Origin of the sequence: Reyranella sp., assembly GCF_965279465.1 — a bacterium.
Taxonomy (GTDB): domain Bacteria; phylum Pseudomonadota; class Alphaproteobacteria; order Reyranellales; family Reyranellaceae; genus Reyranella.
In genome coordinates, this window is record NZ_OZ257242.1 from 6,738,040 (window position 1) to 6,761,972 (window position 23,933).

23 protein-coding genes are annotated in these 23,933 nt (G+C 66.5%); 10 read left to right on the forward strand and 13 right to left on the reverse strand.

The window, feature by feature from the left end:
* Positions 1-20: 20 nt before the first annotated feature.
* The 4 genes from ACQY8M_RS32825 (at position 21) to ACQY8M_RS32840 (ending at position 4,653) form a co-directional block, all read left to right on the forward strand.
* Complete coding sequence (locus ACQY8M_RS32825) at positions 21-1,856, forward strand: AMP-dependent synthetase/ligase (RefSeq protein WP_428665231.1); 1,836 nt, start codon at positions 21-23, stop codon at positions 1,854-1,856.
* A gap of 13 nt (positions 1,857-1,869) precedes the next feature.
* Positions 1,870-3,036, forward strand: coding sequence for an ABC transporter substrate-binding protein (locus ACQY8M_RS32830; protein WP_428665234.1), 1,167 nt, complete (start codon positions 1,870-1,872; stop codon positions 3,034-3,036).
* 89 nt (positions 3,037-3,125) lie between these two features.
* A complete protein-coding gene (locus ACQY8M_RS32835) occupies positions 3,126-3,908 on the forward strand; it encodes an SDR family oxidoreductase (RefSeq protein ID WP_428665237.1) in 783 nt (260 codons plus the stop codon).
* On the forward strand, positions 3,898-4,653 hold the full coding sequence (locus ACQY8M_RS32840) for a glucose 1-dehydrogenase (protein WP_428665239.1): 756 nt from the start codon (positions 3,898-3,900) through the stop codon (positions 4,651-4,653). Before ACQY8M_RS32835 ends, ACQY8M_RS32840 begins: the two co-directional genes overlap by 11 nt.
* Before the next feature lie 107 nt (positions 4,654-4,760).
* Here the strand turns inward: ACQY8M_RS32840 and ACQY8M_RS32845 are convergent, their stop codons facing one another.
* The 4 genes from ACQY8M_RS32845 to ACQY8M_RS32860 are packed head-to-tail and all read right to left on the reverse strand — an operon-like array spanning position 4,761 to position 8,114.
* Positions 4,761-5,645: an alpha/beta fold hydrolase gene (locus ACQY8M_RS32845; protein WP_428665242.1), complete on the reverse strand. Its 885-nt coding sequence runs from the start codon at positions 5,643-5,645 to the stop codon at positions 4,761-4,763.
* A 20-nt stretch (positions 5,646-5,665) separates the two neighbouring features.
* Complete coding sequence (locus ACQY8M_RS32850) at positions 5,666-6,427, reverse strand: ABC transporter ATP-binding protein (protein ID WP_428665245.1); 762 nt, start codon at positions 6,425-6,427, stop codon at positions 5,666-5,668.
* Entirely contained in the window at positions 6,424-7,185 is a 762-nt protein-coding gene (locus tag ACQY8M_RS32855) for an ABC transporter permease (RefSeq protein WP_428665248.1), read from the reverse strand. The genes ACQY8M_RS32850 and ACQY8M_RS32855 overlap by 4 nt, the downstream gene beginning before the upstream one ends.
* Entirely contained in the window at positions 7,185-8,114 is a 930-nt protein-coding gene (locus ACQY8M_RS32860; protein ID WP_428665250.1) for an ABC transporter substrate-binding protein, read from the reverse strand. Before ACQY8M_RS32860 ends, ACQY8M_RS32855 begins: the two co-directional genes overlap by 1 nt.
* A gap of 123 nt (positions 8,115-8,237) precedes the next feature.
* On the opposite strand from ACQY8M_RS32860, the gene ACQY8M_RS32865 reads away from it, so the two are divergent.
* Positions 8,238-8,981, forward strand: a complete 744-nt coding sequence (locus tag ACQY8M_RS32865) for a 2OG-Fe dioxygenase family protein (protein ID WP_428665253.1) — start codon at positions 8,238-8,240, stop codon at positions 8,979-8,981.
* A gap of 261 nt (positions 8,982-9,242) precedes the next feature.
* Positions 9,243-10,190, forward strand: coding sequence for a LysR family transcriptional regulator (locus ACQY8M_RS32870; protein WP_428665256.1), 948 nt, complete (start codon positions 9,243-9,245; stop codon positions 10,188-10,190).
* A 57-nt stretch (positions 10,191-10,247) separates the two neighbouring features.
* Here ACQY8M_RS32870 and ACQY8M_RS32875 read toward each other — a convergent pair whose 3' ends face one another.
* The 7 genes from ACQY8M_RS32875 to ACQY8M_RS32905 all read right to left on the reverse strand — a co-directional run bounded on the left by ACQY8M_RS32875 (position 10,248) and on the right by ACQY8M_RS32905 (position 18,499).
* Positions 10,248-10,559, reverse strand: a complete 312-nt coding sequence (locus ACQY8M_RS32875) for a hypothetical protein (protein WP_428665259.1) — start codon at positions 10,557-10,559, stop codon at positions 10,248-10,250.
* 138 nt (positions 10,560-10,697) lie between these two features.
* Positions 10,698-11,468, reverse strand: coding sequence for an SDR family NAD(P)-dependent oxidoreductase (locus ACQY8M_RS32880; protein ID WP_428665262.1), 771 nt, complete (start codon positions 11,466-11,468; stop codon positions 10,698-10,700).
* A 76-nt stretch (positions 11,469-11,544) separates the two neighbouring features.
* On the reverse strand, positions 11,545-12,213 hold the full coding sequence (locus tag ACQY8M_RS32885) for a Crp/Fnr family transcriptional regulator (RefSeq protein ID WP_428665265.1): 669 nt from the start codon (positions 12,211-12,213) through the stop codon (positions 11,545-11,547).
* 66 nt (positions 12,214-12,279) lie between these two features.
* Positions 12,280-12,540 carry a DUF4242 domain-containing protein gene (locus ACQY8M_RS32890; RefSeq protein WP_428665268.1) on the reverse strand — a complete coding sequence of 87 codons (261 nt, stop codon included), beginning with the start codon at positions 12,538-12,540 and terminating at the stop codon, positions 12,280-12,282.
* Positions 12,541-12,560: 20 nt separating this feature from the next.
* Entirely contained in the window at positions 12,561-16,088 is a 3,528-nt protein-coding gene (locus ACQY8M_RS32895) for an adenylate/guanylate cyclase domain-containing protein (RefSeq protein ID WP_428665271.1), read from the reverse strand.
* A gap of 54 nt (positions 16,089-16,142) precedes the next feature.
* Positions 16,143-17,321: an acyl-CoA dehydrogenase family protein gene (locus ACQY8M_RS32900; protein ID WP_428665274.1), complete on the reverse strand. Its 1,179-nt coding sequence runs from the start codon at positions 17,319-17,321 to the stop codon at positions 16,143-16,145.
* Positions 17,322-17,413: 92 nt separating this feature from the next.
* Complete coding sequence (locus ACQY8M_RS32905; protein WP_428665277.1) at positions 17,414-18,499, reverse strand: mandelate racemase/muconate lactonizing enzyme family protein; 1,086 nt, start codon at positions 18,497-18,499, stop codon at positions 17,414-17,416.
* Positions 18,500-18,684: 185 nt separating this feature from the next.
* Here ACQY8M_RS32905 and ACQY8M_RS32910 point away from each other — a divergent pair, with 185 nt between their 5' ends.
* Complete coding sequence (locus ACQY8M_RS32910) at positions 18,685-19,764, forward strand: isopenicillin N synthase family dioxygenase (RefSeq protein ID WP_428665280.1); 1,080 nt, start codon at positions 18,685-18,687, stop codon at positions 19,762-19,764.
* A 32-nt stretch (positions 19,765-19,796) separates the two neighbouring features.
* Here ACQY8M_RS32910 and ACQY8M_RS32915 read toward each other — a convergent pair whose 3' ends face one another.
* Complete coding sequence (locus tag ACQY8M_RS32915) at positions 19,797-20,990, reverse strand: IS4 family transposase (protein WP_428659174.1); 1,194 nt, start codon at positions 20,988-20,990, stop codon at positions 19,797-19,799.
* Positions 20,991-21,295: 305 nt separating this feature from the next.
* Between ACQY8M_RS32915 and ACQY8M_RS32920 the strand changes: the two genes are divergently transcribed.
* Positions 21,296-22,858, forward strand: a complete 1,563-nt coding sequence (locus ACQY8M_RS32920; protein WP_428665282.1) for an ABC transporter substrate-binding protein — start codon at positions 21,296-21,298, stop codon at positions 22,856-22,858.
* Between the two features lie 86 nt (positions 22,859-22,944).
* On the opposite strand, the gene ACQY8M_RS32925 is transcribed toward ACQY8M_RS32920, so the two are convergent.
* Entirely contained in the window at positions 22,945-23,160 is a 216-nt protein-coding gene (locus ACQY8M_RS32925; protein WP_428665284.1) for a hypothetical protein, read from the reverse strand.
* Positions 23,161-23,276: 116 nt separating this feature from the next.
* Between ACQY8M_RS32925 and ACQY8M_RS32930 the strand changes: the two genes are divergently transcribed.
* Both ACQY8M_RS32930 and ACQY8M_RS32935 read left to right on the forward strand, forming a co-directional pair.
* Complete coding sequence (locus tag ACQY8M_RS32930) at positions 23,277-23,582, forward strand: hypothetical protein (RefSeq protein WP_428665287.1); 306 nt, start codon at positions 23,277-23,279, stop codon at positions 23,580-23,582.
* The gene (locus ACQY8M_RS32935; protein WP_428665290.1) at positions 23,576-23,914 is read left to right on the forward strand and encodes a hypothetical protein; all 339 of its coding nucleotides are present in this window, start codon (positions 23,576-23,578) and stop codon (positions 23,912-23,914) included. Before ACQY8M_RS32930 ends, ACQY8M_RS32935 begins: the two co-directional genes overlap by 7 nt.
* Positions 23,915-23,933: the final 19 nt, after the last annotated feature.

The following is a 23,933-nucleotide window of genomic DNA, read 5'->3' on the forward strand; positions in this document are numbered from 1 at the left end:
AGAACCAGGGAGGGCGCACGATGGATGGCTATGACGGGCGGATCGAGGTCGACGGCTGCGACACGATCCCCAAGCTGTTCTGGCACCAGGTCAAGACGCGCGACGGCCGCACGGCGTTCCGCGAGAAGACGCTCGGCATCTGGCAGGCCACCAGCTGGCGCGAGTACGGCGAGCGGGCCCGCGCCGTAGGCATGGGGCTGGTCAAGCTTGGGCTCCAGCGCGGCGACGTCGTGTCGATCCTGGCCGAGACGGTGCCGGAGTGGCTCTACGCGGACATGGGCACGATGGGCGCTGGCGGCGTCTCCAACGGCATCTATCCGACCGATTCGGCCAAGCAGGTCGACTACATCGTCAACGACAGCCGGTCGCGATTCCTGTTCGTGGAGAACGAGGAGCAGCTCGACAAGTTCATCGGCGTGCGCGAGCGCTGCCCGACCATCGCCAAGGTCTTCGTGTTCGACATGGAGGGGCTGGCCGACTTCAACGATCCGATGGTTATGCCGCTCGACGCGCTGATGGCGCTCGGCCGCGCGCACGACGCCGCTAACCCGGGCGAGTGGGAAAAGCTCATCGCGACCTCGAGCGCCGAGGAGCTCGCGCTGCTGGTCTACACCTCGGGCACGACCGGACCGGCCAAGGGCGCGATGATCTCGCACCGCAACATCATCTTCCAGCTGCGCAATGCCGACGCCTTCATCCCGTTCGGCACCGACGACGAGCAGCTCGCCTTCCTACCGCTCTGCCACATCGCCGAGCGCACCTTCACCACCTTCCTGCCCCTGCGCTCCGGCGCGATCGCCAACTTCGCAGAGAGCGTCGAGACGGTGCCGGAGAACGTCCGCGAAGTGGCGCCGACCACCTTCTTCGCCGTCCCACGCATTTGGGAGCGCTTCTATTCCGGCATCGCCATCCGCATGAAGGAGGCGACCTGGATCGGACGCACGGCGTACAAGTGGGCGCTCGGAATCGGCCTGAAGGTGGCAGAAGCCGAGCTCGACGGCCGCCAGCCGTCCGCCCTCCTGAAGCTCGCGCATCGGATCGCCGACTTCCTCGTGCTGGACAACATCAAGCGCGCCATCGGCATGCACCGCATCCGCTTCGCCGGCACCGGCGCCGCGCCGATCGCCCCTGAGCTGATCAAGTGGTATCGCGCGCTGGGAGTCGACATGCGCGAGGTCTACGGCCAGACCGAGAATTGCGGCGTGGCGACCGGCATGCCCGATCGCATCAAGCTCGGGACCGTCGGCGTCACGGCGCCCCACACCGAGTCGAAGATTTCGCCCGAGGGCGAGATCCTGCTCAGAGGTCCGCACATCTTCATGGGCTACCTCAACCAGCCGGAGAAGACAGCCGAGACCCTGCGCGACGGCTGGCTGCACACCGGCGACGTCGGCATGGTCGACAACGAGGGCTACCTCCGTATCACCGACCGCATGAAGGACATCATCATCACCGCGGGCGGCAAGAACATCACGCCGTCGGAGATCGAGAACCAGCTCAAGTTCTCGCCCTATATTTCGGACGCGGTGGTGATTGGCGACAAGCGCAAGTTCCTGTCCTGCCTGATCATGCTCGACTACGACAACGTGGCCAAGTACGCCCAGGACGCCAACGTGCCGTTCACCGACTTCACCTCGCTGTGCCGCGCGCGCGAGGTCTCCGACCTGATCTGGGCGGAGATCGAGCGGGTGAATGCGGGCTTCGCAAGGGTCGAGACGATCAAGAAGTTCCGGCTTATCGAGCAGCAACTCAGCGCCGAGGATGACGAGGTCACGCCGACCATGAAGCTCAAGCGCAAGTTCGTCAGCGAAAAATACAAGACAATGATCGACGGCATGTATGCCGAGGCAAGCTAGAGGAGGAAAAGCAATGACCAAGACGACAATGGGTGTGGTGTTTGCCGTGGCGGCCCTTGCGGCGGCCTCGGGGGCTTGGGCGCAGCAACGCGGCGTGACCGCGACTGAAGTGACGTTCGGCATGCCCACCGATCTCTCCGGGGTCGCGGCGACCTACGGCGTGTCCTCGTCGAACGGCGTCAAGATGCGGTTCGAGGAGGCCAACGAAGCGGGCGGCATCAATGGCCGCAAGCTCAAGGTCATCGTCGAGGACCAGGGCTACCAGGTGCCCAAGGCGGTCCAGGCCTGCAACAAGCTGATCAACCGCGACAAGGTGTTCGCCTTCGTCGGGCCGCTCGGCACGCCGATGAACAACGCCTGCTTCAAGGACCAGTTCGCGGCGGGCGTGCCCAACCTCTTCCCACTGTCGGCCGCGCGCTCGATGTATGAGCCCTTCGAGAAGCTCAAGTTCTACGGCGCGGCGTCCTATACCGACCAGATCCGCTCGGGCATCGAGTACTTCGTCAAGACGAAGGGCAAGAAGGCGGTCTGCGTGATGTACCAGGACACCGACTTCGGCAAGGAGATCGTCGCGGGCGCCGAACTGCAGACCCAGAAGCTCGGCATCAAGGTCGTGGCCATGGCGGCGCACAAGCCGACCGACCAGGACTTCACGGCGCCGATCACCAAGCTGCGCGAGGCGGGCTGCGACCTGATCGCGATGGGCACCATTGTGCGCGATACGATCGTGCCCTACACCACGGCTCGGAAGGCAGGCTGGAACGACGTGACGTTCCTGGGCTCGGCCGCTGCCTATGACGCCGTCGTCGGCGCCGCGCCCGGCATGGACGGCTTCTACACCATGGGCCTCACCGAGATGCCCTATGCGGACAGCGACGTGGCGTCGGTCAAGAAGTTCGTCGCCGACTACAAGAAGCGCTTCAATGTCGATCCCAACATCGGCGCGGTCTACGGCTACGTGGCCGCCGACATCACGGTGCAGGGCCTCAAGAACGCCGGCAAGGACCTCACGACCGACTCCTTCGTGAAGGGCCTCGAGGCGATCAAGGACCATCACGACATCTTCAACGGCCCGCCGGTCACCTTCGGCCCGAACATCCGCCAGGGCGCGAGCTCCTCGTTCCTGGCCGAGGTAAAGGGGGGCCGCTGGGTCCCCGTGACCAAGCCGCTCGGCTTCTAGCCGCTGCGAAACGAACGGAGAGACCCGGGCGGGCGACCGCCCGGGTTTTTCTTTGGGCGCGACGCATCGAGCCGCTATGCTGGCGCTCCATGAGTGAACTTTCAGGACAGGTGGCGATCGTCACCGGAGGGTCGTCGGGCATCGGCGCGGCATCGGTCGAGCTGCTCGCACAGGCCGGCGCGACCGTGATCGCAACCGACATCCAGCCGCGCACCGGCGGCACCGGCCGCTTCGTGCATCACGACGTCACGTCGGAGGAGGCCTGGAAGGCACTGCTGGCCGACGTGCTGGGCCGCGAGGGTCGGCTCGACATCCTGGTCAACAATGCCGGCGTCTCCGGCGGCTGGGGCACCGTCGAGTCGACGACCGTCGAGCAATGGCGCCAGGTCGAGGCGATCAACTCCGAGGGCGTGTTCCTCGGCTGCAAGTACGCCATCGAGGGCATGAAGGTGACGGGAGCGGGCAAGCCCGAGTCCAAAGGGTCGATCGTCAACGTCTCATCCATTGCAGCCCTGATCGGCTCGGCGGGGCCGGCGGCCTACAGCGCGAGCAAGGGCGCGGTGCGGCTGCTGAGCAAGAGCGTGGCGCTCCATTGCGCCGAGAAGAAGTACGGCATCCGCTGCAACTCGGTGCATCCCGGCGGCATCGACACGCCGATCTTCAATCCGCTATGGCAGGCGATGGGGCACGAGAAAGGCAAGGAAATGATCGGCTCGCATCATCCGATCGGTCGGATGGGCGAGCCCGAAGAGATCGGCGAGATGATCCTGTGGCTTGCCTCGGACCGCTCGCGCTTCGTCACCGGCGCTGAGTTCACATCCGATGGCGGCGTGACCGCGGGCTTGATGAGGAGGTCAGGCTTTGCGTCTTGAGAACAAGGTCGTCCTGATCAGCGGCGGTGCCTCGGGCATCGGCGCGGAGACCGCGCGCCGGGTCGTCCGGGAAGGCGGCAAGGCGGTGCTGGCCGACCGGGACGAGGCCAAGGGCCGCGCGCTCGCAGAGGAACTCGGCGCATCGGCCGCTTTCGCGGCACTCGACGTCACCGACGAAGCGGCCTGGCAGAAGGCCGTCGCGGCGACGGTCGACAGCTACGGAGGCCTGCACGGCCTGCTCAACGCCGCCGGCATCGGCGTGCGCAACTCGATCGAGGACTGCAGCCTCGAGGAGTATCGCCGGGTCAACGACGTCAACTCGATGGGCACGTTCCTGGGCTGCAAGAGCGCCATCCCCGCGATGGCCAGGTCGGGCGGCGGCTCGATCGTCAACATCTCCTCGGTGCTCGGCCTGCGCGGCGCCTCGTATGCCATGGCCTACTGCGCCAGCAAGGGCGCGGTGCGATCGCTGACCAAGAACGTCGCCATGCACTGCGCGCAGATGAAATACGGGATCCGCTGCAACTCCGTGCATCCCGGCTACATCGACACGCCGATGATCGCCCCTCGCCTGTCCGGCACGATCGACAACATGACCGGCCGCCAGTGGCTCGAGGCCTTGCATCCGCTCGGCCGGCTCGGCCGCGCGGAAGAGGTCGCCGACATGATCCTCTTCCTGCTGTCCGACGAGTCGACCTTCTCGACCGGCTCGGAATTCGTCTGCGACGGCGGGCTGACGGCCTAGGCGCGTTCATACGCGCTGGCGGGCGGCAGCGCCTTCCGAGGCGCGAGAGCCCGCGCGGTTCCAGAAAAGCAAGAACGCGCCGCCACGGCGGCGCGACCGCATTCCAGTCAGCTCTTCATGCCCGTGATCGAGTTGGCCATGGCGCGGGGATCGCGCTTGGGCCAGCGGCCGGTTTCGACCTGCACGATGAACTCGTTGACTATCCGGTTGAACTGATCGGGGTCCTCGAGGTTGATGGTGTGGCCGCAGTTCGGCATCACCGACAGGGCCGAGGTCGGGATTTCGCGCTTCATCATCACGGACGGCGCGAGGCAGGGCCAATCCTCGTCACCCGTCAGGATCAGGGTCGGCGTGGTCATCTTGCGCATGCCTTCGACCAGGTCGTAGAGCGACGGCCGCTGCCCCTGGCAGCCGATCTGGGTGTTGGCCGAACCGAGCGCCGAGTGCTCGCCGAGCTCCTTCTTGAACTGGGCGAAGCCACGCGGGTCCTTGTTCTCGAACTGCACGCGCGTCGGGCCGTAGGCGTACTTCTCGGCGAAAGCCGGCATGCCCTCGCTGAGCAGCGACTTGGCAACGACCTCGACCTCACTCCTGAACTTCGCCTGCTGGTCCTTCTCCGCGCCGTAGCCCACGCCAGCCACCACCAGGGACAGTGCATGGGCCGGGTGGCGCAGGCCGAAATGCAGGCTGGCAAAACCGCCCATCGAGAGGCCGACGACATGCGCCTTGTCGATCCCGAGATGCTTCATCACCGCCAGGATGTCGTCGGTCGCCCGATCCTGCGAATAGCCCGCGGGCGTCTCGGGAATGTCGGAGGGTGGATAGCCGCGCGCGCTGTAGGTGATGCAGCGATGGCGCTGGCCGAAATGGCGCATCTGGGTTTCCCACGAGCGGTGGTCAGCGGCGAACTCGTGCACGAACACGATCGGCGAGCCCGTGCCGACCTCCTCATAGTAGAGCTTCACGCCGTCGTCGGTGATCGCGTAAGGCATCATTTCCCCCAGCAGGTTTTTCAGTCGAAATCGCGCTCGGCGCCGACCAGGCCGCGCAGCTCGCGGGCCAGCGCCGAGAAGGCGTCGGATTGTGGCGTGCGCGGCCGCGGCAGGTCCACCTTGATGTCGGCCGCGATGCGGCCCGGCCGCGGTGAGAAAACCAGGATGCGGTCGGCCAGCAGCAGCGCCTCGTCGATAGAGTGGGTGACGAACAGCACCGTCGTGCGCCGCTTTTCCCAGATCTGCAGCAACTCGTCCTGCAGGTTGCCGCGCGTCTGGGCGTCGAGCGCGCCGAACGGCTCGTCCATCAGCAGCGCCTTCGGATCCGTCGTCAGCGCGCGGGCGATGCCGACCCGCTGGCGCATGCCGCCCGACAGCTCGTGCGGATAGCGCCCCTCGAAACCGGTCAGGCTGGTCATCGCAATGAAGTGCGCGGCGATGCGCTTGCGCTCGGCCGCCGGCGTGCCGAGCGCCTTCATGTTGAACTCGACGTTCTTCTGCACCGTCATCCAGGGAAACAGGCCATGGTCCTGGAACACGATCGCGGCGTCCGGCGACGGGCCGTGCAGCGCCTTGCCGGCGACGGCGATCTGCCCGAACGTCGGCGTCTCGAGCCCGGCCATCATCTGCAGCAAGGTCGACTTGCCGCAGCCGGAGCGGCCCAGCAGGCAGACGAAGTCGCCCGCGTCGCAGGTGAAATCGATGCCGCGCAGCGCCTCGACCGGCTCGTCCTTGCCGGGATAGATCTTGCCGACGCCGACGCATTCGATGAAGCGGTTCATTCGGGCGAGGCCGTGAGGCCCTCCTGCCAGCGGCAAACGTGGGCGCGCACCCGCCGCACCAGCTGGTCCGCCAGCAGGCCGATGGCGCCGATCACGATGATGCCGGCGATGATCAGGTCGGAGCGGAAGGTGAGCTGGGCATTGAGGATCATGTAGCCCAGCCCCGACTTCACCGCGATCATCTCCGCCGTCACCACGGTCAGCCAGCCGCCGCCGACGGCGAGCCTTAGGCCGGTGAAGATCGCCGGCAGCGCAGCCGGAAGGATGATGTCCTTGATCACCAGGAACTCGCTGGCCCGCGCCGCCCGCGCCACCTTGATCAGGGTGCGCTCGATGCCACGGACGCCGAAGATGGTGTTGATCAGCAGCGGCCAGGTGCCGGCGAGGAAGATCAGCGCGACGGCCGGCTTGTCGCCGATGCCGAGGAACAAGAGCGCCAGGGGAATCAGCGAGATCGGCGGGATCGAGCGGAAGATCTGGATCGACCAGTCAGTCATCGTGTCGAGCAGCTGATACCGCCCGATCATCAGCCCGAGCGGCACCGCGAGAAGGAACGACAGGGTGATGCCGGCGATCACCCGCGCGACGCTGGCGCCCGCGTTGCTCAGCACCGTTTCCCAATCCTCGACGAACACCATCGCCACTTTTGCGGGTGGCGGCAGCAGGATCGTCGGATAGACCTTGAGCTCGACCGCGACGTACCAAGCCAGCAACAGCAGCGCGAGGGGCAACAGCCCCAGCGCGCGACGGAATTGCATCAGGCGTAGCCGAGGTTGAGGAAGCTTCCCCAGTCGGGCTCCTTCTCCAGCATCTTGTCGTCGACCATCAGCTTGGCCAGCGCCTTGAGGCCGTTGACGAAGGGGGCGCCCGACTCGGCACTGAAAAACAGGTTCTTCGTCGAGAGCTCGGCCACTTCCTTGGTCATCTTGAACTGCTTGATCGTGGTTTCGATGGCAATCGCAGGGTTCGACGCCATTTCCCTGGTGGCCTTCACATGCGCCTGCACCATTTTTTTGGTGAGGTCGGGTTCGGCCTTGGTGAATTTCTCCGAGGCGACAAAGCCCAGGTTGGTCTTGCCCATCGGCGAATCGTACGGCACCCACAGCCGCTTGCCCCAGCCGCTCTGCTCGGCGAGCGCGGCGTAGGGCTCGAAGCAGCAGATCGCCGCCACATCGCCGCGCATCAGCGGGATCGGCTGGTCCTGGTTGTCCATGAAGGCCATCTCGACCTTACCGAACACGCCCTCCTGCTTGAGCTTCCAGTTCAGCGATACCAGCCCGATCGAGCCGTTCTGAACGGCGACCTTCTTGCCCACCAGATCCTTGAAGCTGTTGATCGATGGCTGGGCCAGCACCATCCAGCCGCCGTCGCAACCGTTGGCCAGCACCTGCATCGGAAAGCCTTTGGTCGCCAGCTGCATGGTCGCCGACAGGCCGCCGTTGCCGATATCGACGTCGCCCGAGGCGACCGCCTGCATGCGCTGCACCAGAGAGGGAAACATGACCAGCTCGAGGTCGATGCCCTCCGGCTTGAGCAGCGCGGGCATCAGGAAGGCGGCATTGGTGGTCGTCGTGAAAGCGGACCCCATCTTCACCTTGCGCAGGTTCTGTCCGAGTGCGGCGCGCGACACGATGGACGGTGCGGCAAAAGACGCAGCAGCAGCGGCTATGAGATTGCGGCGCAACATTGACTTTTTCTCTCCCGAGGCGCGAACGGCATGCGTGGCCAAAAATGCAAAGCCCGCGCCAACCTTAGAATCCTTCATGCTCGCTGTCTGCCGGACAAGGGCACCGGATGCTATGGTCTTCATATGAGCGAGATCGGAACCGGACTGCAAAACGCGACGGGCATTCGCAACGCGATTGCGCGGGCGGGCTATGCCTTTGTCGAAGCCTCTGACATGCGCACGGCGCTAGGCCGTTTCGGCACGCTCGCCGACTGGCCGGCCTTCGCCGACAGCTGGAACGATCTGCTTACCGATACCTACATGGCCGACGGCGGCCGCTACCGCCGACGGCGCTTCGGCGTCTGGGCCGCCGGCAGGCAGGGCGCAATCGAGCGCGGCCGGCACCAGGCGCATTATCAGACGCTCGACTACAATCATCTGAACGGTGGCATCGAGCGCTGGTTCGAACCGATCAAGCCCGAGATCGGCGACGGCGCCACGATGCGCACGATCCTGGAATATTGTCGCACGCTGTTCGGCCGCCTCGCCCCCGAGACGGCACACTGGCACATCGAGGCCCACCAATTCCGCATCGAGGCGCGCTTGGGCGAGAACGGCAAGCCGACGCCCGAGGGCATGCATCGCGACGGCGTCGACTACGTGCTGGTGCTGCTGGTCGACCGCCGCAACATCGCCAGCGGCACCACGACCGTGCACGACCTCGACAAGCGCGCGCTCGGCAGCTTCACCCTGACCGACCCGCTCGACTCGGCGCTGGTCGACGACGCCCGCTGCTACCACGGCGTGACCCCGGTCGAGCCCGAGAACCCGGCGCAGCCTGCCTACCGTGATGTGCTGGTGGTAACGTTCAGGAAGAAGCCTGCATAGGCCAGAGTCCGTGTAGCCAAGGCCGGTACGTCTCGCCAGTGTCGGGCTCACACGATTTTGAACCAGCGACGGCCATCGATGCGCCGCAAAGGTACAGCGTCGCTGCGAAAGCGGGTTCGACCCGCTATTTATGCGCTGCGGGACGCCCACGATCATCACGACTTCGCGACGCTGCCTCGGCAGGGCATGCCTGCGCGTGTCTGGCGCATCCTCGCGGAGACCGGCCGGTGCCATCGATCGGTCTCACCATCTGGGACACCCATGAAACGGTCCGAGCTGCCTGACCTTGCCGCCTTCGTCGCCATCGCCGACTCGCTGAGCTTTCGTGCCGGCGCGGCCCGGCTCGGAATCACCCGGTCTGCGCTCAGCCACGCCATGCAGCATCTCGAGAAGCGGCTCGATGTTCGCCTGCTGCATCGCTCCACGCGCGGCGTCGCGCTGACCGATACCGGCCGACAGCTTTTCGAATCGCTGCAACCGGCCTTCGCCGGCATCGAGCAGGCCCTGTCCGATCTCGATCGCGAACGGGGTAGTCCATCCGGACGGCTGCGGCTCCACGTCAGCTCAGGCGCGGCGGCGGCCGTCGTCGCGCCAGTGTGGCGCAGCTTCCTCGCCACCTACCCTCGCGTCGAACTCGACCTCGAGCTGAGCGACGGGCCGGTGAACGTGGCGGCCGAAGGGTTCGATGCGGCGATCGCGATCCGGGATTTCGCCGCCGCCGATATGGTCGCGGTGAAGGTGTCGGCCCCCTGGAAGGTCGTCGTTGTCGCTGCACCGTCCTATCTTGCCCGTCGGGGCGAACCGGTCACGCCGGACGATCTCACGGCGCATGACTGCGTTCAGTATCGTCTGGACGGTGCGCTCCTCCCCTGGCCGTTCATGCGCGAGGGAACGCGCCGGAAGATCGCCGTGCGCGGCGCCGTGACCGTCAACAGCAGCGAACTTGCGCTGCGCGCCGCGATCGACGGGCTGGGCCTTGCATTCATCGACGATGCCGTCGCGGGGCCTTTCCTGCGCTCGGGCCAGCTCATGGCGGTGCTCCCGGAGTGGTCACCCTCTTTCGACGGCTACTACCTGATCTATTGCGGGCGCCGGCAGGTGCCTTTGCCCCTGCGCGCGCTGATCGACATGCTTCGCGCGCGACGCACCACGGCACGCTGCTCGACCGACCCCGGCATGGTCCTCCCCGGCGTCCTGGCGAAAGTGTGATCGAAGCCCCGGCTCCCCCGAAGGGACGAGCCGGAACCATCGCCTGCGCAGGTGTGGTTACTGCACCGAACGCCCTGTGCGGTCACCGCTGGCCATCGTCGGCGGCTTCGGCATGTCGATGCCATGGTCCACCAGCTTCTGCTTCAGCTGCGCGGTCGTGGCCTGCGTATTGCTTGCGCAGTTGTCCGCCAGCATCGCGTCCGCAGCGCTCGGCGACGCATTCACTGAATTCTGGCTGAGATACGCCCGGGCGAGCGTGCGGCAATAATCGACCCCGCCCGCATCACCGCCGGCGGCCTGCTGCGCCACGGCCGCGTGCGCCATGCCGAGCATGGTAGCGAGGGCGAGGGAAGAAACGATCGGCTTCATAAGTGTGCTCCTCAACAAGAACGCGTGCCGTGTCTGGGCACGTCGAGCACACATAGAACCGCACCGATGGCTCACAATGAGCCGCCAATTGCATGCGCTGTTGCATGGCATGCACCAGCTGACTTTTCGCTGGAGCGATTAGCCACCGATCGTCGTGCCGCCGTCGGCGATCAGGGTCTGGCCGGTGATGAAGGCGCCGCCCTTGCCGGCGAGCAGGACGGCAAGCCCGGCGATGTCGTCGGGCGCACCGAGGCGGCGAAGCGGCGTGGCCGCCTCGCGCGCAGCGCGCCGCTGCGGATCCTCGTAGAGGGCGCGGGCGAAGTCGGTCGTGACGAGTCCCGGCGCGATCGTGTTCACGCGGATATTATCCGGCCCGTACTCAGCCGCCAGGTTCCGCGCCAGCTGCATGTCGGCCGCCTTGGAGATGCAGTAGGCGCCGATCACCGTGCTCGCGCGCACGCCGCCGATCGAGGAAACGATCATGATCGATCCGTCCTTCTTGGCGCGCATGTCGGGCAGGCAGAGATTGATCAGCCACATGTTCGACAGGATGTTGTTCTGCATCACCTTCATGAACACGTCGTCGGGCAGCTTTTCGTTCGGCCCGTAGTACGGATTGGAGGCCGCGTTGCAGACCAGCACGTCGACCGGACCGAGCTGCTTCCTGGTCTCGGCGATCAGGGTCTCGCACTGCGCCTTCTGCGAGATGTTGCACGGGATGACGACCGCCTCGCCGCCCGCCTGCCTGATTTCCGCGGCAGCCTCCTCGCACACCGGTGTCTTGCGCGACGACACCACGACCTTGGCCCCCGCCAGCGCGAGATGCATGGCGATCGACTTGCCGATGCCCTTGCTCGAGCCGGTGACGACGGCGACCTTGCCGGTGAGGTCGAAAAGCGGCGATGCCATGCGGTTTCCTCCAGTGTCCAAGGAATCCTGTGTGGCACGAGGCCGGCGGAATTGGCACGCGAATTCTGACGCGGGGTCAGCCCCCGGCCACGATGCGGTCGAGCGCCTCGCCGTCGCGCACCTTGATCCATCCCCGGCCGATTTCCACGACGCCGGCCTCGCGCCAGATCGCGAGCTGCCGGCTCACGATCTCGCGCGTCACGCCGAGGGTACGGGCAAGCTCCTCCTGCGACAGCCGCACCGTGGCGTCGTCCGGTCCGGCAGCGGCCAACGCCGCGAGTTGCTTGGCCAGCCGCGTTGCGACGCTCAGGAAGGCCGAGTCTTCGACGAGGGCGGTGGTGCGCCGCAGCCGCTCGCACAGGAAGGCGATGATCCGCACGGCGGTCTCGTGATGCTGGCTGAGGAATGGCAGGAAGGCAGCGCGGCTCAGGAACACCAGGCGGGAGGCGTCGCGCGCCACGGCCGTCGCGGTGCGGCCCTTGCCATCGAGCAGCGCGATCTCGCCGAAGAACTCCCCGGGGCCGAACATGTTCAGGATCAGCTCCTTGCCCTCGGCTGATTCCACCGTGACGACGATCCGCCCCTCGAGAACACCGTACAGACCGTCGCCGGGGTCGTCCTTGCGGAACACGACGTCGCCCGCGGCGAGGCGCTGGACGTGTGACTGCTTCAGGAGTTCACGCGTCTCCTCTTCCCTGAGAACGGCAAGGAGGGGATGCTGTCGGAAGAGGTCGTGCGGCGTCATGCGCGGTCCGGTAGTCGCACCGCGCGAGCCTATAGCACACGGCAGGGCGGGCAACCCGACCCCGAATCAGTCGAACATGTCCGGTCTCACCTCACCGCCGACCTCCACGATCACGTCGGCAGGCAGGCCGGCGCGCCGGGCGGCGATCCGAATCGCCTCGTCGTTCGGGGCCTCATACAGGCAGTACGTCTTCATCCGGTCGGCGCTGAGGAACGAGAACAGCCACTTCACACCTTCCTCATCGTTGATGAGACGGATCTTGTCGTTGGCCTCTTTCGAGGCTTCCAACTGCTCGGCAAAGTTCCGCTCGATGATGTAACGCGGCATGGTTTCCCCTCTTCCACAGATCAGGCAGCGGTCCGCAGTAGCTTTCGCAGGCGCCCCATTTCCAGGCGATCGGCCGCGGCCAGCGCCATCTCCCGCAACTCGGCCGCGCGGACGTCGTCGCTACCGTCACCGCGGGCCGCCAGCATGGCAGCATACTCGGCACGGGTATGGGCAAGCCAGGGCCAGGCCCGCATCCGCTCCTCCATCGCAAGCGCCGCCTCGAAGTGGCGCTCTGCCGACGGCCAATCGGCCATGGTGGTTGCCAGCATGCCAAGGTAGCGCGCCGCCGAGCCGCAGCACAGCGTGTAGGTCGGCACGACGATCGCAAGGTCGCGATAGGGGAGCAGGTGGGCATAGAGCTGCTCGGCGCGCGAGGCATCGTCCAGCCTGGCACAAACCTCGGCAAGATAGGACAGCGTCACCGCCCGCTTGCTGTCGATCGGCAGGGCGAAGGCGCTCTCGGCGAGCAGTTCGAAGGTCCGACGGGCCTGGACCTCGAACCCCAGATCGCTGGCAATCAACATCAGGCCGGGACGCCACACCGCTTCTTCGGGGTTTTCGCGGACGAAACGCTTCACCAGCGGCGCCACCTCGGCGAGGCGCCCCTGCTCGCGGCGCACCGTGAACATCTGCATGCCGTAGACGCCCAGCGGGAAATCGACGTCATGGCTTCCCAGCACGTTGAGCGCCTCCAGCGCCAGACGCTCAGCCTCCCGGAAGTTGCCCTGGATCAGGCCGCGCATAACTTTGCTGCTGACGGTGATCCACTTGTCGAAGTCGGTGCGGCTCGTGTCGGCGATTTCCTTCTGCAGTTGCGTCGTGCGTTCGAAACCGTCCACGTCGCCGATCTCCAGAAAACCTGCCGCGGACCGCGTCAAGGCCTCGACCTGAAGGATCGAGTCGAATCCCCTGGCAATGTCCCAGATCGACGCCAGCGACCGGCGGCGCTCCTCAACACCGTCGCCGGACGGCGGCGGCCCGGCGTTCGGCATGAGATCGCTGACCAGCAATTCGAACCGGCTGCGGCGATCGTCGAGGCGCTCGGCGATTGGCCGAGCCAGGCGCAGCACCTCTCGGCCGCGCGCGGTGGCGCCCGTCGATAGCAGCGCCTTGCCGAGCTGGCTCAGGACGCGGCAGCGATCGAGCGTCTCTTCCTCGCCGATCATCGTCAGGGTCTGTTCGAGCAACTCGACGGATGCCGCGCTGGGTGCCGACAGATAGACCTCGGCAGCGGCAAATTTGAGTGCCGCCGAAACCATCATGTCTGGCAGCCCCTCGCGTTGCGCGATCCTGGCGCACTCCAGATAGGTCGAACGCCCCGGCAGAGTCGATGCCATGAACTCCGCATCACCGCGCGCCAGGAGCAACGGCAGGGCGCTGCGATAACGGTCGGCGGCTCCGCCGGCCTGCTTCTCGGCCAGCTCGAAGCCCCGCTGGAAATGGGCACTCGCCTCGAGGAAGGCGCTGCGGCCGATCGCACGATCGCCGGCGCGACGCCACCAGTCGATCGCCTCGCCGGCGCGGGCTGCAGATGTCCAGTGCTGGGCGATCGTTTCCGGCTGCATCATCGCCAGCTCGGGGAAATGCGTCGCCAGCGCCTCGGCAATCGCGGCGTGATACAGGCGCCGACGCGCCACCAGAAGCGACTGATAGGCGACCTCCTGGATGAGCACGTGGCGGAACACGTACGAAGGGCCGGTGAAGGAGGCAACGGCGGACGGCACCACGATCTCCGCCTCCGCGAGCCGCGCCAACGGCGCGGCGAGCGCTTCCTCGGAACGGCCGGCGAGACGCGCGAGCACGCTGATGGAGAACTCCCGCCCGATGGTCGCGCCAAGCTGAGCCACTTCGCGGGCTTCGGCGTCAAGCCGGTCGAGGCGCGCCATCAGCGAGCCGTGCAGCGTGTCGGGAATCGACATGGCATGCGGCGAGCTTGCCGACTCGCCGTCCAGCACGGCCTTGGTCAGTTCCTCGACGAAGAGCGGTATTCCGTCGGTCTTGGCGACGATCGCCTGCAGGACGTCCGCGGGCAGCGTGCGGCCACCGACGAGTCGCTCGACCATCGTCAGCCGGTCGCGCCTCGACAGCCGGTCGAGATTGATCTGCACGAATTGCGAATAGCTCCAATCCGGCTTGAATTCCGGCCGCGCGGTCATCAGCAGCATCAGAGGCGTGGCCGCCAGCCGTTCCTGGACCTGGCGCAAGAGCTCCAGCATCGAGGGATCGATCCAATGCGCATCCTCGAGCACCAGCAGGAGCGGTCGCTGGGCTGCCATGCCACCGATCAGCTTGACCAGCACGTCGATCAGCCGCGCCCGAAAATTCGGAGCCGTGGTGTCGGCCAGAGCGAAGCGTTCGTCGCGCGGCAAGTCGAGGAACGCCGACAGCACCGGCATCGCTTCGGCCAGGTCGAGGCCGAGCGGACCGATCAGACGAACGAGCGCCTCCCCGCTCGCAAGCGGCCGGCTGCGGGCATCGAGACGGAGGGTGCGGCGGAACCAGTCGACCATCGGCCAGAAGGCGCTGGTACGATGGTAAGGCGAGCAGAACAGTGGCAGCAGGCGATGCGGCTCGCCGGCCAGGCTATCGCGCAACGCACTCATGACGCGCGACTTGCCGATGCCGGCGTCGCCCCCCAGAAGGATGGAACGCATTTCGCCGTCGCGCACCTGCGCCCAGCGCCGCCGGAGCATGTCGAGCTCTGCCTGCCGTCCAACCAGCGGGGTCATGCCGCGCCGCGTGCGGTGCCGGAAGCGATCGACGGACTCGTCGCCACCCAGCACACGGAACAGTCGCACGGCGTTGCTGACGCCCTTGAGCCGGCGCGGCCCGAGATCCTGCAGGGTGAACCGGTCCTCGACCAGGCGCTTCGTCGCTTCGCCGATCACGACGGTGTCGGGCTCGGCTTCAGCCTGCAGCCGGCTCGCAATGTTGGGCGTCTCGCCGGTAACGGCGCTCCGGTCCCGCGCCGCCCCGGCGCCGACCTCGCCCACCACCACGAGGCCTGTATGGATACCGATACGCACCCTCAGACGCACGCCATGCTCTTCCTGATGGTGTGGGTTGGCGGCGCGCAGGTTCTCGAGGATGCCAAGGCCGGCGTGCACCGCGCGGGCCGCATCGTCCTCGTGCGCCTGCGGATAGCCGAAGTAGACGAGGATGCCGTCGCCCATGTAGCGCGCGACGTGCCCGCCTCGCGCCGCCACCGCAGCCACGGCAAGGCCGTGGAATGACTTCAGCAGCTCACGAAGTTCCTCCGGATCGAGCTGCTCGGAAAGCGGCGTGGAATCGACCAGATCAACGAACATGACCGTTATCTGCCGCCGTTCGGCATCGTCGCTCGCCCACCGTGCCGAAGGGTGACCGTCACCGAGCGCGGCGACCGCCTTCAGCAAGCGCTTCCGGTCGCCCAGCGAGAGCCCCAGGGTCTCGAGGTCCTTCTCGCTGAGCGCGTCGAGCACATCCCAGTCGACACCGTTGGCCGCAAAGGCCTCGGCATGAATACCGAGGCCCAGTTCAACCAGCCAGCGCCGGAGTTCGTCGGCCATGGTGTGGTCCGTCTCCAATCGGCATCGCCATCCTAGCGTGTACGATCGCCGAGATCATCCCCAGCGCGGCTGTTCGCCGAGCCCGATGCCGAGCGCGGTCTTGCCGACGATCTCGTGCGCCAGGATGGCATTGGCGGGATGGAAGCGGCCACAACGGGCGTCGCGGAACAGCCGCTCCAGCTCGCTCGCCTTGAACATGCCGGTACCGCCCGACAGTTCCATCGCCATGTCGACGATCTTGAAGCACGCCTCCACGGCATGGACCTTGGCGGAGATGATGCGGGCCGGCCACGCCGCGCCATGGTCGACGCCGGTCGACCATTCGAGGGCGACCTGTTCGAGGTGCGGCCCGATCGGATCGAGCGCCATGATCAGGTCGGCCATGCCGTGCTGGATGCCCGGGTGGTAGGCCATGCTGCGGGTCAGCCCCATCGACGACTTCGACTTGACCGATGCGATCGCCAGGTCGCGCGCACGCTGGGCCATGCCGTAATAGATGTTGGCAAAGCCCATCAGGGCCCAGGCGAACACCGCGACGATGAAGGCGTCGGCGCCGCCGGCCGGCAGGAACCGCACCATGTAGTTGTCGGGCACGAACGCGCCTTCGAGCAACACGTCGTCGCTGCGCGTCGCGCGCATGCCCAGCGTGTCCCAGGTCTCGACGATGCGGTAGCCCTTGGCGTTGCGCGGCAGGAAGCCATGCACGACCTGCGGCCCGCCGGGTGCGTCGGCCCACAGGCCGTGCAGACCGTAGCGCGTCCAGACCGGCGCCAGGCTGCCGAACATCTTGCGGCCGGTGAAGGTGAAGCCGCCCTCCACCTTCGTTGCGGTCGAGGTCGACAGCAGCACCGGGATGTCGTTGCCGCGCTCGGCGTGGCCGGCGGCGAAGACCTCGCCCGCCATCGCCTCCTTCAGGACCCATTCCATCGAGCGGTCCCCGGCGCGCCACAGGTCGGCGGCAATGCCCACCCAGTAGAGGTGCATGTTGATGCCGAGCGCCGTGGCCGGCGCGTGATAGGCGAGCCGCCGCTGCTCGCGGCAGACCTCGGCCAGCGTGAAGCCCTGTCCGCCCAGCTCCTTCGGCACGTTGATCGTCAGATAGCCGGCGCGCTTGAGATCGTCGAAGTCCTCCTGGAAGAAGCGATTGTCGCGATCGTACGTGCCGACCCTGCCGGCGAAATGCTTGAGCATCTCGTCCGACGTCGTCGACCGTTCCGTCATCATGGTATCCATATGAGCCTCCTGCAGAACCTCTCTGGTTCCGAGGCGACCCTAGGATCGAGGAGCGAGGCGCTCTGTGAACCACCACACAGAGCGCAAATTTTTCAGGCCTGGTAGCGCTTCACGAAATCGGGAGCAGGATCGAATCCCAGGCCGGGGCCGGTCGGCACCGGAAGCGACGCCTGCCAGCGCGTCAGGCCGAAGCCATAGGGATCCATCGAATCCTCGGCCTCGACGGTGGCGAACCAGCCCTCCTCCTCGGTGACGGCCAGCATGTGCAGCGAGGCGAGCGCGGCCGGGCCAACGAACGGCGTATGGGGGGCAGGCGTCTTCTTCGCCACGGCGAGCATGGCGAGCGCGCGCTTGGCCTCGCTGAGGCCGCCAAGCATGCAGACGTCCGGCTGAAGCACGCCGATCGATGGTGCCCTGGTGTAGACGGCCATCTGCTCGGCCGAGCCGAAGTCCGCTCCCATCCCGATCGTGATGCCCGGCATCGCCGGCGCCGCGAGCAGATCCTCAGGCGGCCAGTACGGGTCCTCGAAGAACAGCAGGTTCGCCGCAGCCCAGCGCTTCTCGTCGCGGCGCACATCGGCCAGCGTATGGGCGTTGTTGCAGTCGGCAACGAAAGGCACCGCCGCTGGGATGGCGCGGCGCGATTCCTCGACGACCTCGAGGCTCGCCTCGTGGACCTTCACCGCCGCGACGCCGCACGCCAGCGCCTGCTCGACCCTCTGCCGCGTACGGCCGGCATGATCGTACTTGTCGAGGCTCGCCATCACCGGCACGCGGCTGCGCCTGGCACCGCCCAGCATGGTGGAGACCGATTGCCCCGATGCCTTGCCGGCGATGTCCCACAGCGCGATGTCGACGGCGGCCAGCGCATTCAGTACAGTGCCCGACCGTCCAAAGCTCGCGAAGCGCTTGCGCGCGGCGAGGTTCAGCGCCTCCTTCTGGTCGACCGGCTTGCCGAGATAATGCGGTGCGATCGCGTCGCGGATGGTCGCGAACAGCGCCTGCTGCATCGCCGGTCGCAGCGACAGGCACTCGCCGTAGCCCTGCAGTCCGTCGCGCGTCGTGACCCGCGCGAGGGTGAGGCAAAGATCGCCGCCCGCCAGGGGAGCCGGAATATTCGCCGCCCGATGCGGCGCGGGGATGCGCAGGGCGATGGGTTCGATGCGGTCGATGATCATGGCTGCTCCGCGTTTTCCGTCGACGGCTGATTGGACCGCGCGCATCCTGCGCGCTCAGTATCATGAGCGCGCAGGATGCGCGCGGTCCAATGAGAAGACGTTCCGCGCAAGCTCGCGGCGGCGCATTTATTGCAGCGCGGCGGGCCGCCCCTCTATAGTGATTGCTGACCCCGGAGGCCTGTACGATGGATCAGACGATACCCCGCGGCACGATGACTTCCTTCGCGCCGCCGGTCATGATCGGCGGCGAAATTCCGTTGATCGATATCTCGGACTTCCTGGCCGGAAAGCCGGGAGCCGCGGAGAAGGCGGCTGCCGAGCTGTGCTACGCTTTCGAGAACGTCGGCTTCTACTATCTCGCCGGCCACGGTGTGCCGCGCGCGCTGATCGAGGCGCAGTACGAGCAGGCGGCCCGATTCCATGCCATGCCGATGGAGGAGAAGCTCGCGCTCAAGGTCAACGAGCACACCATCGGCTACATGCCGATCCCCGACAAGGCGCCGCCCAACGCCGCCGCGCAGGGCAAGAAGCCGAGCCAGAACGAGGCCTACTTCCTGCGCCGCGAGCGCGATCCGAACGATCCCGACGTGATCGCCAACCGCCGCTTCCACACCGCGAACCAGTGGCCGGCCAACCTTCCGGGCTTCCGCGAGCAGACGCTCGAATACATGAGCACGATGGAAGCATTGTGCCGCAAGCTGGTGAAGCTCTACGCGCTGGCGCTCGACCTGCCGGAGAGCTATTTCGACACCTGCTTCGATCCACCCCACATGATCCTGCGCCAGTCGCGCTATCCGCAGATCGACGGCGGCGACGACACTGTGGCGAGCCTCGTGCCGCACACCGATTCCGGATTCATGACCTTGCTGCCGCCGAACAAGGTGCAGGGCCTGTCGATCCTGCTGCCGAACGGCGAATGGATGGATGCGCCCTATGTCGAGGACGCGTTCGTGGTCAATGGCGGCGACATCCTGCACCGCTGGACCAACGAGCGCTTCCTGTCGACGCCGCACCGCGTGCGCAACGTCTCCGGCACCCTGCGCTACGCCATCCCTTTCTTCTGCGATCCCGACCACGACACGATCATCGAGTGCCTGCCGTCGTGCCAGTCGGTCGCGAACCCGCCGAAATATCCGCCGATCAAGTTCGGCGATTACGCGCTTTGGTTCGCCGCCCAGCGCTACCAGCACATGGCCAAGGTGGCGACGCCTTCCGCCGCTGAAGTCACGCCCGGCGCCCGCGCCACCGAGGCTTGGAAGAGCTGACGTCTTCCTCCTCTCCCCCTCGCCTGTTGGATTCACACATTTCGAAGCCCGAGGGTGGTGCCGTATTTGATGTCGTTGAACTTTGCGAGACCGATGCGCATGAGCTTTGGCCCGGGCTTACCGTAGTAGCCGGTCCAGCCGCCGAGGCGGGCGATGACCCAAGCAGCGAAGGCCAAGCTGCCTGTGGGATGGGGATTGCGTTGGCGCGCAGTCTTGCCTTCGAGCCTTGCCGAGACGGCCTCGAGGATGGGCCGGTCGTCGGGATCGAAGGCATCGCCAAGCTGTCGATCGGTGTTGCCGTCGCGGGCCTGCACGAGTTGCTTGATTGTTACGGAGGCAATCGTGGCGGCGGCGACGAAGTTGATCATGGCCTGCGGCTCGCCGATGTCGGCGTCTTCGATGTCGAAGCCAGCGGTCTTGAGGGTGCGGAAGAACTCCTCGATGGTCCAGCGCTGGCGATACAGGTCAATGACGCGCCGTACCTGGCCGCACTCTGCGACCGGATGGGTCGTCAGCAGTCGCCAATGTATCGGCTTGCCGTCGGGCGGTGTCGAGATCTCGCGGACATCGACCAGCGTCAGGCCGACTGTCGCAGGCAATGCCGGATCGGCGCCATGCAATGGCCGGCGCAGAGCCACCGGCGCAAAGCGCAGGGCCAGTTCAGCGTGACGCTTTGCTCGTCCGGGGGCGGCCGGGATGGTCGTGGCGAAGCGGCCCTGCTCGGGTTGGCCGTCAATCATCCCGAACAGCAAGCCGTCCGCCGGCTCTTCGGTCAGCCGTTCGATCCGCCGGTTCTGGCAGGCGCGCACGATCAGATGCACGTTCGCCGGCCGGCGCGCGAACAGCTCGTAAAAGTCGCTCTCGCGGTCCGATACCACCGTGATGCAGCGCGCCTCGGCCAGAACCTCGCCGGCCTGCTGCGCTCCCTCGATCCAGCGACGCGACTCCTTGGCCGCCGTCGTCCGTCGGCGCCGCGGCGCCAACTCGGCCCGGCCGCGGTTCCACACCTGCATCGACACCAGGCCGAGCAGTCCGCCGCTCCCCGCTTCCACTGCCAGCACCGGATGAAGCAGCAAACCGCTCAGCACACCGCCCTTGCCGACCGCGCCATAGCCCGCCTGCCGGGCCCGACGGCCGCCCAGCACCAGTTCGCTGGTATCCTGGATCGCGACAACATCGCGCCCTGCGACGCGCTGCGCCGTCAGCGCACCGGCGTGCCGCGACATCGCCCCGGCCGTCACCGACCGGTTGCGCAGAAAGCGGGTGAACTGAATCTCACGGGCCCGCGTGCCGCCAAGCCGACGGATGCAAGACCCAGGATCGCCAACCAGAGCCGCGTGCAGGCAGGCCCCCCTTTTTCCAGGCGGCGGTCGCCAAACCGCCCCAGTCCGTACTCCACAACAGACATCGACTTCTCCCATCGCCAAAACGGCTTCAGGGAATCGACGTTCTGCCTCCCGCGCAACTACGATGTGTGAATACGATAGTCCCCCTCGCGGGGAGAGGAATACGAGCGTCGCAAGGAGTCATCGTGAAACGAGCGTTGTCGATACTGGCTGTCGCGGCCGCCTGCCTTGCCGCGCCTGCGCTGGCGCAGCCGAAGACGATCAAGGCGGTCATGCATTCGGACCTGAAGGTCCTCGATCCGATCTGGACCACGGCCAATATCGTGCGCAACCACGGTTACATGGTGTGGGACACGCTGTTCGCGATGGACGAGAACCTCACGCCGCAGCCGCAGATGGTCGACTACTGGACCGTAAGCGACGACCGGCTGACCTACAGCTTCGCCCTGCGCGACGGCCTCAAGTGGCACGACGGCAAGCCGGTCACGTCGGAGGACTGCATTGCCTCGCTGAAACGTTGGGGCGCGCGCGATTCGACCGGGCTGAAGCTGATGAGCTTCGTCGCGGGCGTCGAGGCGGTGAACGACCGGACCTTCAGGATCGTGCTCAAGGAGCCCTACGGCCTGGTCATCGATTCGCTGGCCAAGCCCGGCAGTTCGACGCCGCTGATGATGCCCAAGCGCATTGCCGAAACCGATCCGGGCAAGCAGATCGGCGAGTTCGTCGGCTCCGGCCCGTTCATCTTCAAGGCCGACGAGTGGAAGCCCGGCGACAAGACGGTCTATGTCCGCAATCCCGACTATGTGCCGCGCAAGGAGCCGGCCTCGGGCCTCGCGGGCGGAAAGGTCGCCAAGGTCGATCGCGTCGAATGGCTCGCCATCCCCGATCACCAGACCGCGGTGAACGCGCTGCTGGCCGGCGAGATCGACTACATCGAGGCGCCGCCGCACGACCTGAAGTCTCTGCTGCTGGCCGACAAGAGCGTGACCTTGACGGTCTACAACCTCATCGGCGCGCAGTACGCCTTCCGGTGGAACACGGTGGTGCCCCCGTTCAACAACGAGAAGATCCGCCGCGCCGCGATGTATGCCTTCGACCAGAAGGCCTTCCTCGAGGGCGTGATCGGCGACGCGCGCTACTACCGGACCTGCGACGCCATGTTCGTGTGTGGCACGCCGCTGGAGAATGCGGCCGGCATGGACGGGCTGGTGCGCGGCAACTTCGCCAAGTCGAAGGAGCTGCTGAAGGAGGCGGGCTACGACGGTACGCCGGTCGTCATGCTGCACACGACGGACATTGCCGTCCTCACCAATGCCGGGCCGATCGCCAAGGACCTGCTCGAAAAGGGCGGCTTCAGGGTCGAGATGGTGCCGCTCGACTTCCAGGCGATCGTCTCGCGCCGCCTGCGCAAGACCCCGGCCAACGAGGGCGGCTGGAACGGATTCATGACTGCATGGCTGTCGGTCGACATGATGAACCCGTTGACCAACAGCATGGTCGCCGCCTCATGCGAGAAGGCGAACTTCGGCTGGCCGTGCGATGCCGAGGTCGAGAAGCTGCGCGACGCCTTCGCCCGCGCACCCGACGCGGAAAGCCGCAAGAAATTTGCCGCCGACCTCCAGGCGCGCGCCGTCGCCTACGGCACGCACATCCATCTCGGCCAGTACACGCTGCCGACCGCGACGCGCGGCCTTTCGGGCGTGGTGACCAGCCCGATCCCGGTGTTCTGGGGCATCGAGAAGAAATAGTGCATGGCGCCGGCCGGCCGAGCCAGGATCGTTGCTGCGGGGACGATCGGCAACGTCCTCGAATCGTACGACTTCTCGATCTACGGCTACCTCGCTGTCCAGATCGGCGCCGCCTTCTTCCCGACCGGCGACCCGCTCTCGCAGGCGCTTTCGGCCTTCAGCGTTTTTGCCGCCGGCTTCCTGGCCCGGCCACTGGGCGCCATCGCCATCGCCATCGCCATCGGCACCATCGGCGACCGGATGAGCCGCCCGACGGCGCTCACGATCTCGATCGCCGGAACGATCGTCGCCACCCTCAGCATGGGCCTGGTGCCGGACTACGACGCCATCGGCGTCGCCGCGCCGATCCTGCTCACCGTCCTGCGCCTGATCCAGGGGACTGGCCGTCGGCGGGGAGTCCGCCATTGCGAATGTTTTCATGATCGAGAACGCGCCGCTCGCCGAGGTCTTCGCCCACCATCTGCCGCTGGTGCTGCGCATCGCCGGCATCTCGGCCTTCGCCGCGATCGGCCTCCAAGCCGCCTTCATCTACATCGCCGACTGGCTGCAGCGGTTGGGCGGCGCATCGCCCGCGGAAACCTTCAAGGTGACCTCCGTCAGCATGCTCCTGGTCACGCCGGTGTCGGTTTTCTTCGGCTGGCTGGCAGACCATGTCGGCCGGCGCAACCTGCTGCTGGCGAGCGCGGCCCTCGGCGTGCTCGGCTCGGTCCGCTCTTCATGCTGATGCAGCACAATACGACGAGCGCGATCTATCTCGGTCAGGCCTGCTTCGTGCTGACGCTCAGCGTCCAGTTCGGCGTGCAGGGCGCGCTGATGGTCGAGTCGACGCCCGAGGCGATCCGCTGCACCGCGCTGGGGATCGGCAACAACATCGCCTGGAGCATCCTGGGCGGACTCACACCGCTCGCCGCGACCTGGCTGATCTGGCGCACCGGCGACACGCTCAGCCCGGCTTATCTCGTGGTCGCCGCCGCAGCAGCGACTGTCGCGTCCCTGCTCATGGCTCCGGACAGTTTCAGGAAGGAAATATCGACAAGAGTTCGCCGGCCTTTATGATGCCCACAGGGTCAGGGGG

Coding starts and splice junctions, on each gene's coding strand:
- ACQY8M_RS32900 (WP_428665274.1), bottom strand. CDS start 17,321: ATGGATACCATGATGACGGAACGGTCGACGACGTCGGACGAGATGCTC.
- ACQY8M_RS32910 (WP_428665280.1), top strand. CDS start 18,685: ATGGATCAGACGATACCCCGCGGCACGATGACTTCCTTCGCGCCGCCG.
- ACQY8M_RS32865 (WP_428665253.1), top strand. CDS start 8,238: ATGAGCGAGATCGGAACCGGACTGCAAAACGCGACGGGCATTCGCAAC.
- ACQY8M_RS32860 (WP_428665250.1), bottom strand. CDS start 8,114: ATGTTGCGCCGCAATCTCATAGCCGCTGCTGCTGCGTCTTTTGCCGCA.
- ACQY8M_RS32880 (WP_428665262.1), bottom strand. CDS start 11,468: ATGGCATCGCCGCTTTTCGACCTCACCGGCAAGGTCGCCGTCGTCACC.
- ACQY8M_RS32915 (WP_428659174.1), bottom strand. CDS start 20,990: ATGTCGCGGCACGCCGGTGCGCTGACGGCGCAGCGCGTCGCAGGGCGC.
- ACQY8M_RS32845 (WP_428665242.1), bottom strand. CDS start 5,645: ATGCCTTACGCGATCACCGACGACGGCGTGAAGCTCTACTATGAGGAG.
- ACQY8M_RS32925 (WP_428665284.1), bottom strand. CDS start 23,160: ATGCTGAGGGTGGCGACGATCGTTCCGGCGATCGAGATCGTGAGCGCC.
- ACQY8M_RS32890 (WP_428665268.1), bottom strand. CDS start 12,540: ATGCCGCGTTACATCATCGAGCGGAACTTTGCCGAGCAGTTGGAAGCC.
- ACQY8M_RS32905 (WP_428665277.1), bottom strand. CDS start 18,499: ATGATCATCGACCGCATCGAACCCATCGCCCTGCGCATCCCCGCGCCG.
- ACQY8M_RS32850 (WP_428665245.1), bottom strand. CDS start 6,427: ATGAACCGCTTCATCGAATGCGTCGGCGTCGGCAAGATCTATCCCGGC.
- ACQY8M_RS32935 (WP_428665290.1), top strand. CDS start 23,576: ATGCTGATGCAGCACAATACGACGAGCGCGATCTATCTCGGTCAGGCC.
- ACQY8M_RS32855 (WP_428665248.1), bottom strand. CDS start 7,185: ATGCAATTCCGTCGCGCGCTGGGGCTGTTGCCCCTCGCGCTGCTGTTG.
- ACQY8M_RS32870 (WP_428665256.1), top strand. CDS start 9,243: ATGAAACGGTCCGAGCTGCCTGACCTTGCCGCCTTCGTCGCCATCGCC.
- ACQY8M_RS32835 (WP_428665237.1), top strand. CDS start 3,126: ATGAGTGAACTTTCAGGACAGGTGGCGATCGTCACCGGAGGGTCGTCG.
- ACQY8M_RS32885 (WP_428665265.1), bottom strand. CDS start 12,213: ATGACGCCGCACGACCTCTTCCGACAGCATCCCCTCCTTGCCGTTCTC.
- ACQY8M_RS32825 (WP_428665231.1), top strand. CDS start 21: ATGGATGGCTATGACGGGCGGATCGAGGTCGACGGCTGCGACACGATC.
- ACQY8M_RS32830 (WP_428665234.1), top strand. CDS start 1,870: ATGACCAAGACGACAATGGGTGTGGTGTTTGCCGTGGCGGCCCTTGCG.
- ACQY8M_RS32930 (WP_428665287.1), top strand. CDS start 23,277: ATGATCGAGAACGCGCCGCTCGCCGAGGTCTTCGCCCACCATCTGCCG.
- ACQY8M_RS32895 (WP_428665271.1), bottom strand. CDS start 16,088: ATGGCCGACGAACTCCGGCGCTGGCTGGTTGAACTGGGCCTCGGTATT.
- ACQY8M_RS32875 (WP_428665259.1), bottom strand. CDS start 10,559: ATGAAGCCGATCGTTTCTTCCCTCGCCCTCGCTACCATGCTCGGCATG.